Here is an 18,662-nt window from a genome sequence, read left to right as displayed (position 1 = left end):
ATGGCGTCTCTCAGGTATTCCACTTCTGTGTTACATCGATTTAAAAGGGAACAACCATTTCTACATCAATGTGCCTTGAATTGAAAAACCTGAGAGACTCTGAACTGACCAGATATTTAATGAGATTAGTATTATAACGAGGCCAACTGATCCTTTGCCGGTTAAATTTTTTCAACATAAAAACGTGTTAATAGAGGCGAGTAGATTGCTACCTAGCAATCTAAGCAACTATCACGTCGAGAAGATGCACTCAACAAAGAGTAAAACGTTTTTAACCGACCCCTTCGGGTCACGTTTGTTGTTCATTTCTCCTACGTTATCGGCTTTTAATGTAGAATAACGACACTACAAAGCCTCTGCCTTATAGCTCATGTTTAAATAATGAACAACAATTTGCTGCAAAAACAACCTTGAAAAATCAACAGGCCCTCGGCATTACATAGAATGACATCTAGCACCGTTTTGTTAGGTAAATCAATGGCGTTATTTCGGGCAGGCTCTCATCCCCAACGTTTATCCTGCAGTCAGTATTGTAGCTATATCAAATAACTATAATCGCTACAGCGCCCTCAAAGTTGTTATGCATACGACCACTTTTATGTGACAATTCGCACCGTTTAACCACACGCTAACTTTCTAAATAATGATGGAGAACAATATGAAACGCGTGTTAATTCCGCTTCAAGGCGCACAAATGCTATTTGTCGCTTTTGGTGCGCTAGTGCTCATGCCGTTATTAACCGGTTTAGACACCAGCGTCGCCTTATTTACTGCCGGTTTCGGTACTCTACTGTTTCAATTAGTCACTAAACGTCAAGTCCCTGTCTTCCTAGCCTCTTCCTTTGCCTTTATTGCGCCTATTTTATATGGCGTACAAACATGGGGTATTCCTGCCACCATGGGTGGGTTAATGGCAGCTGGTGTTGTTTATATGCTGCTTGGGTTAACAGTCAAGCTTCGTGGTACTGGGTTTATTCACACCTTACTGCCGCCGGTAGTGGTTGGCCCAGTGATTATGATCATTGGTTTAGGTTTAGCCCCTGTTGCTGTCAATATGGCGTTAGGCAAAAGTGGTGATGGAAGTTTGATTATCGTTGAGCAAAATATAGCATTAATGATTTCACTTTCAGCGTTAATTACAACGATTATCGTGGCAATTTTTGCCAAAGGTCTGGTGCGCTTAATGCCCATTCTGGCTGGGATTATTGTGGGTTATTGCGTAAGCTTAGCCTTTAACGTTATTGACTTTACACCCGTGAGTCAAGCGACTTGGTTAGCCATACCAAACTTTGTTGCCCCTGAGTTTAACTGGCATGCTATTTTATTTATGATACCTGTTGCCATTGCTCCCGCAGTTGAACACATTGGTGATATTTTGGCCATTTCCAATGTAACTGGCAAAGATTATTTCAAAAAGCCTGGTCTACACCGCACCCTTACAGGTGATGGTATTGCAACGATTGCTGCATCTGCTTTAGGCGGTCCGCCAAATACCACTTACAGTGAAGTCACAGGCGCTGTCACACTCACCAAAAGTTTCGATCCGCGCATCATGACATGGACAGCTATCACAGCCATCACTCTAGCCTTTGTAGGTAAACTGGGTGCAGTAATGCAGACCATACCAGTACCGGTAATGGGCGGCATTATGTGCTTATTGTTTGGCTCAATTGCTGCGGTAGGTCTTAATACGTTAATCCGTCACCAAGTCGATTTATCCGAGCCACGCAATCTCAGTATTGTCGGAGTCACGTTGGTGTTTGGTATCGGCGGTATGGCATTTGGAATCGGCTCATTTAGCCTAACAGGCATCAGCTTATGCGGTATTGTCGCCATTTTGATGAACTTGATTTTACCTGCCGTTAAAAAACCTGAAGTTGACGCATAATTCTAAAATAACAAACCGATAAAAAAGCCCCAATGGCTTGTCGCATTGGGGCTTTTTTTCATTATGACATAACGCAATCAATAAACACTCAACAACTACTCTGCAGCGTCTTCTGTACGAAATTTATCAGCAGTTGCTTTGATGATTGGTTGAAGTTCACCTTTTTGGAACATTTCAGTGATAATATCACAACCACCAATCAACTCACCTTCCACCCATAATTGTGGGAATGTTGGCCAGTTAGCAAATTTGGGTAATTCAGCACGAATATCTGGATGCTGTAAAATATCTACGAACGCAAATTGTTCACCACAGTTGATCATCACTTGAGCAACTTGAGATGAAAATCCACAGCTTGGTAATTTAGGTGAACCTTTCATGTATACAATTATTGGGTTTTCGCTAATTTGCTGTTTAATCTTTTCTACAGTTTCCATTTGATTTCCTAAGTACGACGACTGAACATATGTTTACTATTGTACGACACCTAGACAAAGAACAAAATCCCACAGTTTGTAGGGTTTATTTAAAATCCAGAAAATCGATTAGCGCAATCCACATAATTCCCTAAACAATGATTCACATCACAAAAATAATCAGTACAATAGCACTAGAGCAATGTTACCTGATTGGTAAACAAAAACGATAACCTGAATCCATGGAGAGATACTAATGGCTTTCGAACTACCAGCATTACCTTATGCAAAGAACGCACTTGAACCACACATTTCTCAAGAAACCATTGAATACCATTATGGTAAGCATCACAACACATACGTGGTTAAACTTAACGGTTTAGTTGAAGGAACTGAGTTTGCAGGCAAAACACTAGAAGAAGTTGTTAAAACTTCAACTGGCGGAATGTTTAACAACGCGGCTCAAGTTTGGAACCACACTTTTTACTGGAACTGTTTAGCACCTAATGCTGGCGGTGAAGCAACTGGCGATATCGCTGCTGCTATCAATGCTTCTTTTGGTTCTTTTGAAGAATTTAAAGCTAAATTCACTGATTCAGCTGTCAATAACTTTGGCAGTGCTTGGACATGGTTAGTGAAAAAAGCTGATGGCACATTAGCTATTGTTAACACTAGCAATGCTGCAACACCATTAACTGATGACACCGTAACACCGTTATTAACTGTAGATGTATGGGAACATGCATACTACGTTGATTACCGTAATGCACGTCCAGAGTATTTAGCTCACTTCTGGCAACTTGTTAACTGGGAATTTGTTAACAAAAACTTTGCTGCTTAATTTCAATTAACGGCAAAAACTAAAGGAGCTTAGGCTCCTTTTTTTATGATTTAATCCGCTTATAAAACGTCGTTCATCATCCGTCTATTTTTGCAACTATTGCAAATGCTACTGTTTGTTATTGTTTTTATTTGATTTATTTTTCATGAAAACGTCGCCAAGTTATTTTTCCTGTCCTACACTTTAGTCGTAAAGCCTAATATTGCGCAAACAGACTGAACATCACTTTACTTGACCATCGCATTAATCACTCAGGCTTTTCAAGTCCACTACGGTACGTTTTGAGGGGGTTATTATGGGCATTTTTGAACATTATCAACATCGTTATGAAAAAAAACGCGACGAAGAATATACCTTAGCGCAGTTTCTCGATATCTGTAAACAAGACAAAAGTGCCTATACATCAGCTGCTGAGCGACTATTAACAGCCATTGGTGAACCACAGGTAATCGATACAGCCAAAGATCCTATCTTAAGCCGAATATTTTCTAATCGTGTGATTGCACGGTATCCGGCTTTTAAAGACTTTTATGGTATGGAAGATGCTATCGAACAAATTGTGGCTTACTTAAAGCATTCAGCTCAAGGCTTGGAAGAATCAAAGCAAATATTATATCTACTCGGCCCTGTCGGTGGCGGTAAATCCTCGCTCGCAGAGAAACTCAAAGCATTAATGCAGCAAGTTCCTATTTACATATTAAGTGCAGATGGCGTTCGCAGTCCCGTTAATGACCATCCCTTCTGTTTGTTTGACCCTGATGAAGACGGTGAACTCCTCAATAGTGAATACAAGATCCCAAGTCGTTATATTAAGACCATTATGTCGCCATGGGCAGTAAAACGTCTACATCAATATGGTGGTGATATCTCAAAGTTCAGGGTTGTAAAAGTCTATCCATCGGTGCTGGATCAAATCGGTATCGCGAAAACAGAACCAGGTGATGAAAATAACCAAGATATTTCTGCTTTAGTGGGTAAAGTCGATATTCGTCAGTTAGAACATTTTTCACAAGATGATGCTGACGCGTACGCATACTCTGGAGCCCTGTGCCGTGCAAACCAAGGGTTAATGGAGTTTGTCGAAATGTTTAAGGCTCCAATTAAGGTGTTACACCCATTATTAACCGCAACTCAGGAAGGTAATTACAACAGCACAGAAGGCTTATCTGCATTGCCATACAACGGCATTATTTTGGCCCATTCTAATGAATCGGAATGGTCAACATTTAGAAATAATAAAAATAATGAAGCATTTTTAGACCGTGTTTATATTGTAAAAGTGCCCTACTGCTTACGGGTATCGGAAGAAATGGAAATTTATCAAAAACTATTAGCCCATTCGGAATTATCCAGCGCACCTTGTGCTCCTGGCACCTTAGAAACCTTGGCACAGTTTAGTGTGTTATCACGGTTGAAAGTACCCGAAAATTCGTCCATTTATTCAAAAATGCGCGTCTATAACGGTGAAAGCTTGAAAGATACTGATCCTAAGGCAAAATCCTACCAAGAATATCGTGATTACGCTGGTGTAGATGAAGGCATGCAAGGACTGTCAACTCGGTTTGCCTTTAAGATTCTATCGCGTGTATTTAACTTTGACAGTGCAGAAATAGCCGCAAACCCAGTTCACTTATTTTATGTACTTGAAAAGCAAATCGAGCAAGAACAATTTCCAAACGACATAAGTGAAAAATATTTAGAATTTCTTAAAGGTTATTTAATTCCTAAGTATGTTGAATTTATTGGTAAAGAAATTCAAACCGCTTACCTTGAATCCTACTCAGAATATGGACAAAATATCTTTGACCGTTATGTTACTTATGCAGACTTTTGGATTCAGGATCAAGAATATCGCGATCCAGAAACTGGGCAACTTTTTGATCGCGGTGCATTAAATGCAGAGTTAGAGAAAATTGAGAAGCCAGCGGGGATCAGTAATCCAAAAGATTTCCGTAATGAAATTGTTAACTTTGTCTTGCGTGCGCGAGCCAATAATGAAGGCAATAATCCTCTGTGGACTAGCTATGAGAAATTACGCACCGTCATTGAGAAAAAGATGTTTTCCAACACTGAAGATTTACTGCCGGTCATTTCGTTTAATGGCAAAACATCCAATGACGATCAACGTAAGCATGACGACTTTGTTAATCGAATGATGGAAAAAGGCTACACCAAAAAACAAGTCAGACTATTGTCAGAATGGTACTTACGCGTGCGTAAATCATCGTAAGCACTAATATTGGTAGAGTTGCCAATCAACAACTCGACCAAAAAGAAGACTTGGGAGAGGCGTATGGCAAATTTTATTGATAGACGACTCAACGCAAAAGGGAAAAGCACTGTTAACAGGCAGCGTTTTATTGAACGCTATAAAAAACAAATCAAAAAAGCCGTCGGAGATGCCGTAACACGTCGCAGTGTTACTGACATTGATAAAGGTGAGCAGATTAGCATTCCGACTCGAGATCTCAGTGAGCCAATTTTTAGCCAAGGACAAGGCGGAATAAAAGACAGAGTTCATCCTGGCAACGATCAATTTAACCGTGGCGATCAAATCCAACGTCCCAAGGGCGGACAAGGAGGCTCAGGTCAAGGCGATGCATCAAATAGTGGTGAAGGCAATGACGACTTTGTATTTACTATCTCAAAAGATGAATACTTAGCACTGCTGTTTGAAGATCTTGAACTACCTAATTTACAAAACAATCGCCTTAATAAATTGGTTGAATATCAGACCTATCGTGCAGGTTTTACCAATGATGGTGTACCCGCCAATATTAATATTGTGAGATCGCTTCGTTCATCACTTGCTAGACGAATTGCCATGAGTGGCGGAAAAAAGAAAACACTAAAGGCATTGGAAGCCGAACAGATGTTATTAGAAGATACTCCAGGCGCTAAAGCCGAAAGAATTCTAGCCATTAAAGAACAGATAATATTACTCAAACAACAAATCGCTAAAGTGCCTTTTATCGATACCTTTGATTTACGTTATAACAACTATACCAAACGTGAAGTCCCTTCTAGTCAAGCGGTAATGTTCTGCTTAATGGATGTATCCGGTTCAATGGATCAAGCCACTAAAGATATGGCTAAACGTTTTTATATATTATTGTATCTTTTTCTAACCCGCAGTTATCAAAATCTCGAAGTCGTTTACATTCGCCACCATACACAAGCAAAGGAAGTCGATGAACACGAGTTTTTCTATTCCCAAGAAACCGGTGGAACAATTGTGTCTAGCGCCTTAACACTGATGCACCAAATACAACAAGCTCGTTATCCTGAAAATGAATGGAATATTTACGTGGCACAAGCTTCTGATGGTGATAATTGGGCAGATGACTCCCCAACGTGCTATGACATTTTAGCAAAACATATTTTACCTAAAGTACGTTATTTTAGTTACATAGAAATCAGTCATCGAGCTCATCAAACGTTGTGGCACCAATATGAGCAACTGCAAAAGCAATTTGACAACATTGCAGTACAGCAAATTCACCAAGTTGAAGATATCTACCCTGTGTTTCGCGAACTTTTTAAAAAACAAGCTAAATAGGAGGCTATCATGGTTAACACAAAACGTAACCCGTTAGATGATGGTCCCGAATGGACATTTGATTTGTTGCAACAATATCAACATGAAATTGCTCAGGCGGCGGCTTTTTTTAAGCTTGAGACTTACCCGAATCAAATAGAAATTATAACCGCTGAACAAATGATGGATGCCTATGCAGGCATAGGAATGCCCATTGGTTACACTCACTGGTCATTTGGCAAACGGTTTATCCAAACGGAGCAAAGCTACAAGCGCGGTCAAATGGGGCTGGCGTATGAAATCGTGATTAATTCAGACCCATGCATTGCCTATTTAATGGAAGAAAATACTATCACTATGCAAGCGTTGGTCATGGCCCATGCTTGTTATGGCCATAATAGTTTTTTTAAAAATAATTATCTATTTAACACATGGACAGACGCGAGTTCTATTATAGATTACTTGGTATTTGCTAAAAACTATATTCGGGAATGTGAGTTGCGTTATGGTGTTGAACACGTTGAACTGACGTTAGATTCTTGCCATGCATTAATGAATTACGGTGTCGATCGCTATAAACGTCCTGCTGAAGTGTCACTAAAGGAAGAACAAGCAAGGCAGCAAGAGCGTGAGGATTATCTACAAAGCCAAGTGAACGACTTATGGCGAACATTACCGACATCACCACAAAAAGACAGCCTTGAAACCAAAACTATTTTCCCCAGCGAAGCCCAAGAAAATATTTTATATTTTATTGAAAAAAACGCACCGTTACTGGCGCCATGGCAACGCGAGTTAGTGCGTATTGTCCGCAAAATGGCTCAATATTTTTACCCGCAAAAACAAACCCAAGTCATGAATGAAGGCTGGGCAACATTTTGGCATTACACTATTCTCAATCACTTATATGATACTGGTAAAGTCACCGACCGCTTCATGATGGAATTTTTACAAAATCATACGGCTGTAGTTGCTCAACCAGCTTATAACAGCCAATATTATAATGGTATAAACCCCTACGCCTTAGGTTTTGCGATGTTTGTAGATATCAGGCGCATCTGCGAAAAACCCACTGACGAAGATCGGAAATGGTTTCCAGACATCGCTGGCAGCAATTGGCTAACAACAGTCCATTTTGCGATGCAACACTTTAAAGATGAAAGTTTTATTAGCCAATATTTATCACCTAAAGTGATCCGCGATTTTAAGTTGTTTGGTATATTAGATAACGAAAAACGCAGTCAACTTACAGTATCAGCCATTCACGATGAACAAGGTTATCAAGATATTCGTAATACGTTATCTCAACAATATAACCTGTCAAATATTGAACCTAATATTCAGGTGCAACAAGTCAACATTAATGATGACCGATCGATGCTCTTACGTTACATACCATTCGACAATATTCCGCTCACAAATAACCACCAAGAGATGTTAAAGCATTTACATAGACTCTGGGGATTTAAAGTGACCTTGGAGCAAATTGATGATTTAGGCGTTATAAGCAGATTATCTACATGTCCAGAATCCCCACAACAACCGTTATCTGGTTTAGGAACGCCAATATAATTGCGCTGATTGTAAAAATGAAAAAGCCAATCATTATGATTGGCTTATAACTAATATCATTATCTATTTATGAGTAAATTAACTATTATCATGGCCCATTTCAGCGGGTAAATCGTCGCGTAATTTTTGCCACATTTTGCCACTCTCAATGCCATTCGTTCGCATTAATGCGGGTACATCAGCGTAATTTTTATCTTTAGCCAATTTTTCCAGTTTAACGTAAAAACGCATTGTTAACTCTCGCGCCTCTTGGCTTGAAAAGTAATAGCGGCCGACGCGATTATAAAGACCTTTAAATCCATTTAAGATTAATACATATAACGGATTACCTGACGCGAAAGCTAATGTGTGATGAAGTTGATAATCAAATTCAGCATAAGCTTCTGCATCATTTTCTAAACTGTGAATACTGCTGAGTACATCAACAACTTTTTCAGGGTTGTTACGAATTGAAGCACGGAAGTAGATATTACTTACATTACCGCGGGCAGCCATAAGTTGATCAACTAATAATGGAAAACCATCAGGATTTAAATCAGCAATCGTTTCAAGAATATTAAGCCCAGAGGTTTCCCAAAAATTATTCACTTGGGTTGGTTTACCATGTTGAATTTTAAGCCAACCATCACGAGCAAGTCGCTGAAGAACTTCACGAAGAGTCGTACGAGTGACCCCTATGAGTTCTGAAAGTTCACGTTCAGCGGGTAAAATTGACCCGGGTGGAAATTTGTTTTCCCATATCGAACGAACAATATATTTCTCGGCAAAACTCGCTGGCCCTTTGGCATTGATGATCATCAGCCTTCATATCCTATTGCTAAACAATGGCGAAACTATTACTACTGATCATACCAGAGCGGTAGAAAATAAAAACCATTGTTTAGTTATAACGCTCATTACGATTACTTTTTAAACAGACCAAACTAACTCAAATATCAATAATTGAATACTTATCACATTAAACAACTAAAACCATCAGCATATGTTCAATTAAAGTAATAAAATACAACAGGTTTAGTATATACTTATGTATCTAGTTTGTTAGGGTTGAGTATTGATTTGTTGCAACAACAACAACGTTACAATTCGATTTTTTTTACGCTACACTACACGACGAAAATAAGAGCCATGAGTTGTTAGCAGCCACACAAACTACTGCTAACACATTGTTCGCTATAACAAGATATTTTTATTAATGAGAGAATAATTGGCTAAAACCCTCGGTTTAATTGAATTGCATTTTTAAACTCAATTAACGAAAAGTTGATTTTCATCAAGTTTTCAATGTGAACTTGCCTCTATTCTCCCAAACCTGTTGAAAATAATCATGTGTTGTTAGCTATCGAAAATGGTACCTATACTGTCACAATCACAATATCGGAGAGGCTGCTATGCAGGCAACCAAAAGTCAGGCGCTGTTTGTTAACTTTTTAGGTAAGTCACCTAAGTGGTACAAATACGCAATTTTGGCATTTTTAGTCATTAATCCCCTGCTTTTTTTCTATGTCAGTCCATTTGTCGCTGGATGGGTGCTGGTGGTTGAATTTATTTTCACCCTGGCTATGGCGTTAAAATGTTATCCACTTCAACCTGGGGGCTTATTGGCCATTGAGGCCGTCATTATAGGCATGACCTCACCCACGCAAGTGTTACATGAAATCGAAGCCAATTTAGAAGTGTTATTACTTTTAGTGTTTATGGTCGCTGGTATTTACTTTATGAAACAGCTATTGCTGTATGTATTTACTAAAATGATCACTAAAGTACGTTCAAAAATTGTCGTGTCATTGATGTTTTGTATCGCATCAGCATTCTTATCAGCATTTTTAGATGCATTAACCGTCATCGCTGTCATCATTGCTGTTGCTGTTGGCTTTTACTCTATCTACCACAAAGTCGCCTCGGGTAAGAGTTTTAGCGATAATGATGGTCATGATCATACCGCTGAAACATCTGAACAGCTCAACAATGATGAATTAGAATCATTTCGTGCATTCTTACGAAATTTGTTAATGCATTCTGGTATCGGTACTGCGTTAGGTGGTGTTTGTACTATGGTTGGTGAACCGCAAAACTTGATTATTGCGGCACAAGCACATTGGGAGTTTGCTGAATTTTTCCTCCGTATGTCACCCGTTACAATTCCCGTGTTGTTCGCGGGAATATTGACCTGTTTTATCGTTGAAAAGTTCAAACTATTTGGTTACGGTGCGCAATTACCTGATGCTGTACACCGCATTTTAACTGATTACGCTTCCCATGAAGACTCCCACAGAACTAACCAAGATAAAATGAAGTTGGTTATCCAAGGTTTAATTGGTATTTGGCTCATTGTCGGTTTGGCATTGCACTTAGCTTCTGTAGGTTTAATTGGTTTATCAGTTATTATCTTGGCCACTGCTTTTAATGGCGTCACAGACGAACATGCATTAGGTAAAGCGTTTGAAGAAGCGTTACCTTTTACTGCTTTATTAGCCGTGTTTTTTGCTATTGTTGGCGTGATCATTGATCAACACTTATTTGCACCAGTCATTCATTGGGCGCTGGGATATGAAGGCAATATGCAGCTAGTGATTTTCTATATTGCCAATGGCCTACTTTCAATGGTGAGTGATAATGTATTTGTGGGTACGGTATACATTAATGAAGTAAAGTCAGCACTAATGAATGGTCAAATTACGCGTGACCAATTTGACTTACTTGCCGTAGCAATTAATACCGGTACTAACCTCCCATCAGTAGCGACTCCTAATGGACAAGCGGCGTTCCTATTCCTGTTAACCTCTGCCATTGCTCCGCTCATTCGGTTGTCATACGGCCGCATGGTGTGGATGGCATTACCCTACACTATCGTATTGTCGATTGTTGGTGTCATGGCCATTGAAACAGGTTTCTTAGTCGACATGACCAATACATTATATGATACAGGATTGATTATTCATCACTCAGCGAAAGACTTAGGTGGAATGATTAACGGACATTAATGGTCATACCGCTTTAAAATATTTTTTAAGGTGGTAAACATAATAGCGATTGGACTTCAAAGGTGATTTATCTTAAAGTCTTGGCAACCCACTTGAACACCCTCAATTGAGGGTGTTTTTATATCCCGAATAATATGCAGGAGCTACACAGTGTCACAATTAACATCATTTTGTCGGGGCCGTTTATCGTGGGGGATTCTTGCTCTTTCGGGGATAGCACTGGAGCTAACCGCGCTATTTTTTCAGTACGGTATGGATTTGGCACCGTGCGTGATGTGTATTTATATTCGCGTTGCTGTACTCGGTATTATTCTGACAGGCCTAGTCGGTATGCTCCAACCTAATATCTGGCTATTTCGCTTAGTCGGTATGTCGGGATGGTTCGTATCAGGAGTTTGGGGATTTAAATTAGCCTATGATCTAAACGAGATGCAAGTTAACCCATCCCCTTTTGCCACTTGTTCTTTTTACCCTGAATTTCCTAGCTTTATGCCACTAGACACTTGGCTGCCTTCAGTATTCTCTCCAACAGGCATGTGCAGCGACTCTCCATGGTCGTGGTTGTCTGTCAGCATGGCGCAATGGATGATGATTGGTTTTGTTGTTTATTGTGTTATTTGGTTATTCATGTTGATACCGGCACTTAAGCCTGCGAGATAACAAACAATGTGCATAAAAAAGACCTCGTAGAGGTCTTTTTTATGGTTAACAAATCCCATTATAACGGTAATTACTCAACGTCCAACATTGGCCAAAGTACAATACAATCTTCTAAATACTTTACTTTGGTTTCATTAACGGTTTTACCTTGTACCGAAATACCAGCCGCATGCATGGCATCTTTATTACCTGTTAATAAAGGGTGCCAGCTAGGTAATCCTTTGCCGACATATAAACGCCGGTATGCGCAACTGTCAGGTAACCACGTCAACTCGCTGATATTGTCAGGCGTGATGGCTGTACATTCGGGAACGTAAGCAAATCGTTCATTATAACGACGACATCCACAACTCGTATCATCTAATAAATGACACGCTGCATTGGTGTAATATAGCTCATCTGTTTCATCATCGATTATTTTGTTTAAACAACATTTTCCACAACCGTCACAGAGTTGCTCCCACTGTTCAGGAGTCATATTGTCTAAAGGGGTCGTTGTCCAAAACTGAGTCATCATTTGTGTAAAGTAGCTTTATGTAAATTTGTTTGTATTTTACACCCAAAACACAGAAATTATTGTTTAATTTTCTCAGAGAGATAGGTTAGTGCCAAAGTGTCATAGACGTTGTCATTAAATTGATGCAACAAGTGAAAGTTGTCATACACTAAATAAAATCGTCCTTTAGCTCCATCTGGGGCAATTAATGACACCTTCATATCATTTCGTTTCGGCAAGTCGTTGCCATTGAAACGCCTAACACCATAGTCTTGCCACTGTGAAAATGTGTATAGTGATTGTAAACCAAGTAGGTTAGGAGTGACTTTCATGGTGGTTTTCACTTGTCTTCCCCATGTTGAGTCGACGTGCCACCCTTGTTGATGAAGCATATTCGCTGCCGATGTAAAAGCGTCCTCCATGCTGCTCCAAACATCGATAATACCATCTTTATCCGCATCAAGACCGTACAATAATAATTGACTTGGCATCATTTTCATTTGCCCCATCGCACCAGTTGACGAACTGCGTAATACATTTTCGGTCATTTTTTGCTGCTGGATTAACGTAAGAGCAGCAATAAATTCATTTATGTAAAGCTCTTCATTATCACCTTGATATGCCAGTGATGCTAATACCGATAAAGCAGGGAAACGCCCTGGCCGCTCTCCAAAGCGGGAGTTCATGCCCCATAAAGCCACAAGAAATCGAGGCTGAATTTGATAGGTACGGCTCAATTGTTGTATTTGTGCTTCATGTTGCTGATACATAGCCCTTGCTGTACTGACGGTAATAGCAGGAACAACTTGGGGAATAAAATTTTCTAGAGATGTCAGTTTATCTTGAGGTTGATTAAGGCTAGCTTTTTTAAATATTTTAATATTTGCAATATACCGCTCGGCGATACCTTGGTCGACACCTGCGGCAATGGCTTTTTGCTGGAGTTCTAATAAGTAGTCAGTAAAATCACGACGACTGTCTTCAGCCGTCGCAAGATTGAAACAAAAGAAGTAAACAAATGCACTTAAAATGATTTTTTGAATCATATTCGTCTTGATGACTCCTTTTTAAGATTAGGCCTAATTTTTTATCCCTAAATCTTGTTTATGTTGCTCAAGTAAATTGACTTGTGGTGGCGGTATTTGTAAATAATAGCCTTGATCAACTAAAGCAGACTTCACTTTAGTAATATCAGCAATACCTAAGTGCTCCCGTGTAGATAAGGGAACAATCATGACTAATGTTGGAATACCAAACATTTCCATTAACGGCTCAGGAACCTCATCAAAAACATCACGTTTTTTGACAAAAAGGTAAGTATCTGCTCTTCGACCACTTTTATATACTGCACATATCATTTTAGTGTAAATTTCCAAAGGTTCAAACTTGATAGTCAACTGAGCACACTATAACATGGTGCCACAAGAAAATAATTGTAAATCAGTTTATCGCTGAAGTATTGGAGAATCACGCCGAGATGGCTAAACAAAATCTCGAATTAAAAGCCACGTCTTTTACATTATCCGTGTTGCATATTAATCATAATGATCTCAATATTATTGCGGCAGAGTTAGACAACAAATTGGCTCAAGCTCCCCAGTTCTTTTTGGGTGCTCCCTTGGTATTAAATCTATCAGCAATCCAACATGTCGATATTGATTTTAATGCTTTAAAGCAGTTATTAGTTGACCGAAACCTCATTATAGTTGGCATTACTGATGCGAGTCCGACACAAATTGAGCAAGCAAAACGCATTGCCATTGCCGTGGTAAAATCGGGAAAACAAGCCGCTAAAGCTGAATTACCTAAACGGGCTACTAAAATTGTTAAACAAAATGTGCGTTCTGGGCAACAAATATACGCAAAAAATGCTGATTTAGTCATTTTTGGTGCGGTTGGTAATGGCGCAGAAGTCATCGCAGATGGTAGCATTCATATTTATGGCGCGCTTCGTGGTAAAGCCATGGCGGGTGCTGCGGGCGATAATCAAAGTGTGATTATTGCTAACTCGTTAGAAGCAGAATTAGTATCGATTGCTGGACAGTATTGGTTGACTGAGCATTTACAACAATACGATCTAAGCCAAAGAGGTTGTGTTCGCCTTGAAGGCGCATCGCTCACAGTTGAATCATTGCCCCAATAATCGGCAAATACAAGGATATAAAAATAAATGGCGCAAATTATTGTTGTCACATCAGGCAAAGGCGGTGTGGGTAAAACAACATCCAGTGCAGCAATTGCCACCGGATTAGCCTTAAAAGGAAAAAAAACGGTTGTTATTGATTTTGACATCGGATTACGTAACCTTGATTTGATAATGGGCTGCGAACGAAGAGTTGTCTATGACTTTGTCAATGTCATCAACGGTGAAGCTAATTTGAACCAAGCATTAATTAAAGATAAACGTTGCGATAAATTGTTTATTTTACCCGCCTCGCAAACACGAGATAAAGATGCGCTCACAAAAGAAGGCGTGGGGAAAGTACTTGAAAATTTAGCCAAAGACTTCGACTACATTGTTTGTGACTCTCCAGCAGGCATTGAACAAGGGGCAATGATGGCACTTTACTTTGCAGACATTGCAATTGTCACCACCAACCCAGAAGTGAGCTCTGTGCGCGATTCCGATCGCATCCTTGGCATGCTACAAAGCCGTTCACGTCGTGCCGAACAATCTCTCGAGCCAATTAAAGAGTATTTATTGTTAACACGCTATTCACCTGCAAGAGTAAAAACGGGTGAAATGCTAAGTGTTGAAGATGTTAAGGAAATATTAGCCATTGAATTATTAGGTGTGATCCCTGAGTCTCAATCGGTTCTAAAAGCATCTAACTCTGGTATACCCGTCATTATTGATCAAGAAAGTGATGCAGGTTTAGCATATGGCGATACGGTCGCGCGCTTATTAGGCGATGATGTACCCGTTCGATTTATTACAGAAGAAAAAAAGGGATTCCTTAAAAGGATATTTGGGAGCTAATTATGTCGTTACTTGATTATTTTAGAAGCAAGAAAAAACCCAATACCGCATCATTGGCAAAAGAACGATTACAGATCATTGTGGCTCATCAGCGTGGAGAGCGCGGTGCACCTGATTATTTTCCAAAGATGAAACAAGAAATCATTGAAGTCATCCGCAAGTATGTACAAATATCAGATGACCAAGTCTCTGTGCAACTTGACCAAAACGATGATAATTTGTCAGTATTAGAACTTAATGTTACCTTGCCTGATTCAAAATAGTAGCCTAGAACATTGAGGTAATAACTTGCTAGAAAAGGATACTTGCATTACGCAAATATCCTTTTTTTATTTGCTTAACTAAAGCGAATATCTGCCAATAAATCACCGATCAACTGACCTCTCCAACCCGATAATAGCAAAGGCGTTGGTGTTTGCTTTTTATGGTAAAGCCACAATAAAAACTCATGGATATGACGTTTAGACCCAACAAATTCTAATGCCACATCTTCCTGCGCACATAACTCTGTTAATCGAGATTTAATATCTTTAAAGGCAGATTTGTAGCCAGATTTAAGTGCAACAATGTCAACTTCTTCTGGTAAGTTTGTCAAATCAGCTGTAGCCATAACACTTAATAGATCTTTGCCATGTATACGCTTTTCTTGTTCGGTTAAATCAGCTAACTGGCTTAACTCTGCAAGTGTAGTGGGTTGCTTTTTAGCAAGCGCAATTAATGCGTGATCTTTTACCACAAAACCAAGCGCAAGGTTACGGTTGACGGCTTTATTCAAACGCCATTTAGCTAATACTTTTAAGTAGGCTAGTTGTTGACCATTTAACTGAAAAGCGTTTTTCACTTTTAAATAAATCGTGTCGCCGTCGGGCAATGACATGCGACCTTCAGTCATACGTTTGCCTTCTTCAAATAACCAGTCAATACGCTGACTTTCAAACAATTTCTGTTGTAATTGTGGGTATAATTTATACAGGTAGTACACATCATTAGCAGCATATTGCAGTTGTGCTTCAGTGAGTGGTCGTTTCATCCAATCAGTTCGAGATTCACCTTTATCTATTTCAACTTGCAAGCAAGCTTCAACCAGTTTCGCGTAGCCTAAACCATGCCCTAAGCCCGCTAAGCTAGCAGCTATTTGACTATCAAAAAGAGGGGTAGGCTGACATTCGCCATAATGAGCAAAGACTTCAAGATCTTCGCTACAAGAATGAACTAACTTAACAATATTTGGATCAGTCAACAACTGCCAAAATGGGGTGAGGTCAGCAATGGCTACTGGGTCTATCAAGGCCAATGTTTTACCATCGTAAGCTTGGATAAGGCCCAATTTTGCATAGTAAGTGCGAGTGCGGACAAATTCGGTATCAAGCACCAATAAAGTGCTTTGTTGGTATTGTTCAACTAATGATAAAAGGCTGGCTTCATCATTGATATATTCAAACGTTAACAAAATAGGCTCCGCTATAGTACGGGTGGGTAATATTGCGGGTTACGTATATAACCACAATAAAAAAAGCCGGCTTAATTGCCGGCTTGTATTTTATGCTTTCTTAACTTCGTCTCGAAGTTGTCGGCGTAAAATTTTACCCACATTCGTTTTTGGTAATTCGTCCCTAAATTCTATCAGCTTAGGCACTTTATATCCCGTTAAATGATGTCGGCAATGCTTAATTAACTCTTCTTCAGTTAATGACTTGTCTTTTGCAACCACAAAAATCTTCACTAACTCGCCGCTGGCATCATTCGGCACACCAACTGCGGCAACTTCGATAACGTTAGGGTGTAGTGCAACAACCTCTTCGACTTCATTAGGGAACACATTAAAGCCAGAGACCAAAATCATGTCTTTTTTACGGTCAACAATGTAAAACAAGCCCTTTTCATCCATGTAACCAATATCACCGGTCGCTAACCAGCCATCTTTATCGATGACTGTAGCCGTTTCTTCTGGGCGTTGCCAATAACCTTGCATAATTTGCGGGCCTTTGGCATACAATTCACCGGTTTCACCTTGAGCGAGTACATTCGAGTCATCGTCGCGAACTTGGATCTGTGTTGACGGAGCAGGAAACCCTATCGAACCGTTATAGCCCGCTAAATCGTATGGACAACAAGTCACTAATGGTGATGCTTCAGTTAAACCGTACCCTTCCAACAAACGTGTTTTAGTAATGCTTTGCCACTTTTCAGCAACGGCACGTTGTACCGCCATGCCGCCACCAATAGACAGCTTTAACCCCGAAAAATCCAGTTGGCTAAATTCGTCATTATTAACCAAGGCATTAAATAACGTATTCACCCCCGTTAGCGCTGTGAATGGATACTTTTTCAGTTCACCAACAAATGCAGGAATGTCACGAGGGTTAGTGATCAATAAATTTTTGCTGCCTTTATGTAAAAACAATAAGCAGTTAACCGTTAATGCAAAAATATGGTAAAGCGGCAATGCAGTAACCACAAACTCGACACCATCTTTTAATGCTGGAGAATAGGCTCCATTTGCTTGCAGAACATTACTGACCACATTTTTATGGCTTAGCATTGCTCCTTTAGACACGCCCGTTGTTCCACCGGTATATTGCAAGAAGGCTAAATCATCACCGCTAATATCGGCTTTAATATATTGTAAACGTCGCCCTTTTGTTAACGCATCACGAAATGATAAGGCATGCGGCAAATGGTATTTAGGTACCATTCTTTTAATATACTTCACCACAAAATTGACTAAAGTACGCTTAGGAGCACTAAGCTGATCACCAAGACTAGTAATAATGACAGATTCTACAGGTGTTTGATCAACGATTTCTTCTAAGGTGTTGGCAAAATTAGATACAACTATGATGGCTCTCGCACCAGAATCGACTAATTGATGTTTTAATTCTCGTGGCGTATAGAGAGGATTAACATTTACCACAACCATTCCGGCTCGAAGAATACCAAACAAAGCTATTGGATATTGCAGCAAGTTAGGCATCATAATGGCGACACGGTCACCTTTGTTTAGATGAAGGTCATTTTGCAAATAAGCAGCGAACGCTCGGCTACGCTCCTCAAGTTTGCGATACGTCATTGTCGCGCCCATGTTAATAAAAGCAGGCTGATCAGCATAGTTTGCTACTGCATTTTCAAACATGTGTACTAAAGAACTATATTGAGATGGGTCGATTTCGGCCGGAACATGTTCTGGCAAGTGATTAATCCAAGGCTGGTCCACAGATGTCTCCTAATACTTCCACTGTGCTAAGACGTGCATTCCCCGTCAGTGGTAAAATTTTTTCAGCGACTGC

At 39.8% G+C, this 18,662-nt stretch carries 17 protein-coding genes; 10 read left to right on the top strand and 7 right to left on the bottom strand.

The window, feature by feature from the left end; all coding sequences use genetic code 11:
- Positions 1-658 precede the first annotated feature (658 nt).
- Positions 659-1,888: a uracil-xanthine permease family protein gene (locus ACWXWT_RS06255; protein WP_456040758.1), complete on the top strand. Its 1,230-nt coding sequence runs from the start codon at positions 659-661 to the stop codon at positions 1,886-1,888.
- A 95-nt stretch (positions 1,889-1,983) separates the two neighbouring features.
- Here ACWXWT_RS06255 and grxD read toward each other — a convergent pair whose 3' ends face one another.
- The gene (gene grxD, locus ACWXWT_RS06250) at positions 1,984-2,325 is read right to left on the bottom strand and encodes a Grx4 family monothiol glutaredoxin (protein WP_011637214.1); all 342 of its coding nucleotides are present in this window, start codon (positions 2,323-2,325) and stop codon (positions 1,984-1,986) included.
- A gap of 235 nt (positions 2,326-2,560) precedes the next feature.
- Here grxD and sodB point away from each other — a divergent pair, with 235 nt between their 5' ends.
- The 4 genes from sodB to ACWXWT_RS06230 all read left to right on the top strand — a co-directional run bounded on the left by sodB (position 2,561) and on the right by ACWXWT_RS06230 (position 8,255).
- Positions 2,561-3,145: a superoxide dismutase [Fe] gene (gene sodB, locus ACWXWT_RS06245; protein WP_456040757.1), complete on the top strand. Its 585-nt coding sequence runs from the start codon at positions 2,561-2,563 to the stop codon at positions 3,143-3,145.
- 295 nt (positions 3,146-3,440) lie between these two features.
- Positions 3,441-5,375: a PrkA family serine protein kinase gene (locus ACWXWT_RS06240; RefSeq protein ID WP_456040756.1), complete on the top strand. Its 1,935-nt coding sequence runs from the start codon at positions 3,441-3,443 to the stop codon at positions 5,373-5,375.
- A gap of 63 nt (positions 5,376-5,438) precedes the next feature.
- The gene (locus ACWXWT_RS06235; RefSeq protein ID WP_456040755.1) at positions 5,439-6,704 is read left to right on the top strand and encodes a YeaH/YhbH family protein; all 1,266 of its coding nucleotides are present in this window, start codon (positions 5,439-5,441) and stop codon (positions 6,702-6,704) included.
- Positions 6,705-6,713: 9 nt separating this feature from the next.
- The gene (locus tag ACWXWT_RS06230) at positions 6,714-8,255 is read left to right on the top strand and encodes a SpoVR family protein (RefSeq protein ID WP_456040754.1); all 1,542 of its coding nucleotides are present in this window, start codon (positions 6,714-6,716) and stop codon (positions 8,253-8,255) included.
- A gap of 78 nt (positions 8,256-8,333) precedes the next feature.
- Here ACWXWT_RS06230 and fadR read toward each other — a convergent pair whose 3' ends face one another.
- Complete coding sequence (fadR, locus tag ACWXWT_RS06225; protein ID WP_456040753.1) at positions 8,334-9,053, bottom strand: fatty acid metabolism transcriptional regulator FadR; 720 nt, start codon at positions 9,051-9,053, stop codon at positions 8,334-8,336.
- A 593-nt stretch (positions 9,054-9,646) separates the two neighbouring features.
- Here fadR and nhaB point away from each other — a divergent pair.
- Positions 9,647-11,239 carry a sodium/proton antiporter NhaB gene (gene nhaB / locus ACWXWT_RS06220; RefSeq protein WP_456040752.1) on the top strand — a complete coding sequence of 531 codons (1,593 nt, stop codon included), beginning with the start codon at positions 9,647-9,649 and terminating at the stop codon, positions 11,237-11,239.
- A gap of 150 nt (positions 11,240-11,389) precedes the next feature.
- On the top strand, positions 11,390-11,899 hold the full coding sequence (gene dsbB / locus ACWXWT_RS06215) for a disulfide bond formation protein DsbB (protein WP_456040751.1): 510 nt from the start codon (positions 11,390-11,392) through the stop codon (positions 11,897-11,899).
- A 70-nt stretch (positions 11,900-11,969) separates the two neighbouring features.
- Here the strand turns inward: dsbB and ACWXWT_RS06210 are convergent, their stop codons facing one another.
- The 3 genes from ACWXWT_RS06210 to ACWXWT_RS06200 are packed head-to-tail and all read right to left on the bottom strand — an operon-like array spanning position 11,970 to position 13,753.
- Positions 11,970-12,416, bottom strand: coding sequence for a YcgN family cysteine cluster protein (locus ACWXWT_RS06210; protein WP_456040750.1), 447 nt, complete (start codon positions 12,414-12,416; stop codon positions 11,970-11,972).
- A 56-nt stretch (positions 12,417-12,472) separates the two neighbouring features.
- Positions 12,473-13,441, bottom strand: a complete 969-nt coding sequence (locus tag ACWXWT_RS06205) for a lytic murein transglycosylase (RefSeq protein WP_456040749.1) — start codon at positions 13,439-13,441, stop codon at positions 12,473-12,475.
- Positions 13,442-13,474: 33 nt separating this feature from the next.
- Positions 13,475-13,753, bottom strand: a complete 279-nt coding sequence (locus ACWXWT_RS06200; protein WP_456040748.1) for a YcgL domain-containing protein — start codon at positions 13,751-13,753, stop codon at positions 13,475-13,477.
- 119 nt (positions 13,754-13,872) lie between these two features.
- On the opposite strand from ACWXWT_RS06200, the gene minC reads away from it, so the two are divergent.
- Genes minC through minE form a run of 3 tightly spaced genes read left to right on the top strand, consistent with a single transcriptional unit; the run spans position 13,873 to position 15,638 of the window.
- The gene (minC, locus tag ACWXWT_RS06195) at positions 13,873-14,538 is read left to right on the top strand and encodes a septum site-determining protein MinC (protein ID WP_456040747.1); all 666 of its coding nucleotides are present in this window, start codon (positions 13,873-13,875) and stop codon (positions 14,536-14,538) included.
- Positions 14,539-14,565: 27 nt separating this feature from the next.
- Complete coding sequence (gene minD, locus ACWXWT_RS06190) at positions 14,566-15,375, top strand: septum site-determining protein MinD (protein ID WP_456040746.1); 810 nt, start codon at positions 14,566-14,568, stop codon at positions 15,373-15,375.
- Between the two features lie 2 nt (positions 15,376-15,377).
- Complete coding sequence (gene minE / locus ACWXWT_RS06185; RefSeq protein WP_456040745.1) at positions 15,378-15,638, top strand: cell division topological specificity factor MinE; 261 nt, start codon at positions 15,378-15,380, stop codon at positions 15,636-15,638.
- 74 nt (positions 15,639-15,712) lie between these two features.
- Here the strand turns inward: minE and rnd are convergent, their stop codons facing one another.
- Positions 15,713-16,825 (bottom strand): ribonuclease D, encoded by a 1,113-nt coding sequence (gene rnd / locus ACWXWT_RS06180; RefSeq protein ID WP_456040744.1) that lies wholly within the window; start codon positions 16,823-16,825, stop codon positions 15,713-15,715.
- Between the two features lie 90 nt (positions 16,826-16,915).
- The gene (gene fadD, locus ACWXWT_RS06175; protein WP_456040743.1) at positions 16,916-18,589 is read right to left on the bottom strand and encodes a long-chain-fatty-acid--CoA ligase FadD; all 1,674 of its coding nucleotides are present in this window, start codon (positions 18,587-18,589) and stop codon (positions 16,916-16,918) included.
- Between the last annotated feature and the right edge of the window lie 73 nt (positions 18,590-18,662).

This window comes from Shewanella sp. A22 (genome assembly GCF_053850585.1).
The sequence above is the reverse complement of the archived record's forward strand: the minus strand, read 5'-3'. Positions and strand labels throughout refer to the sequence as shown.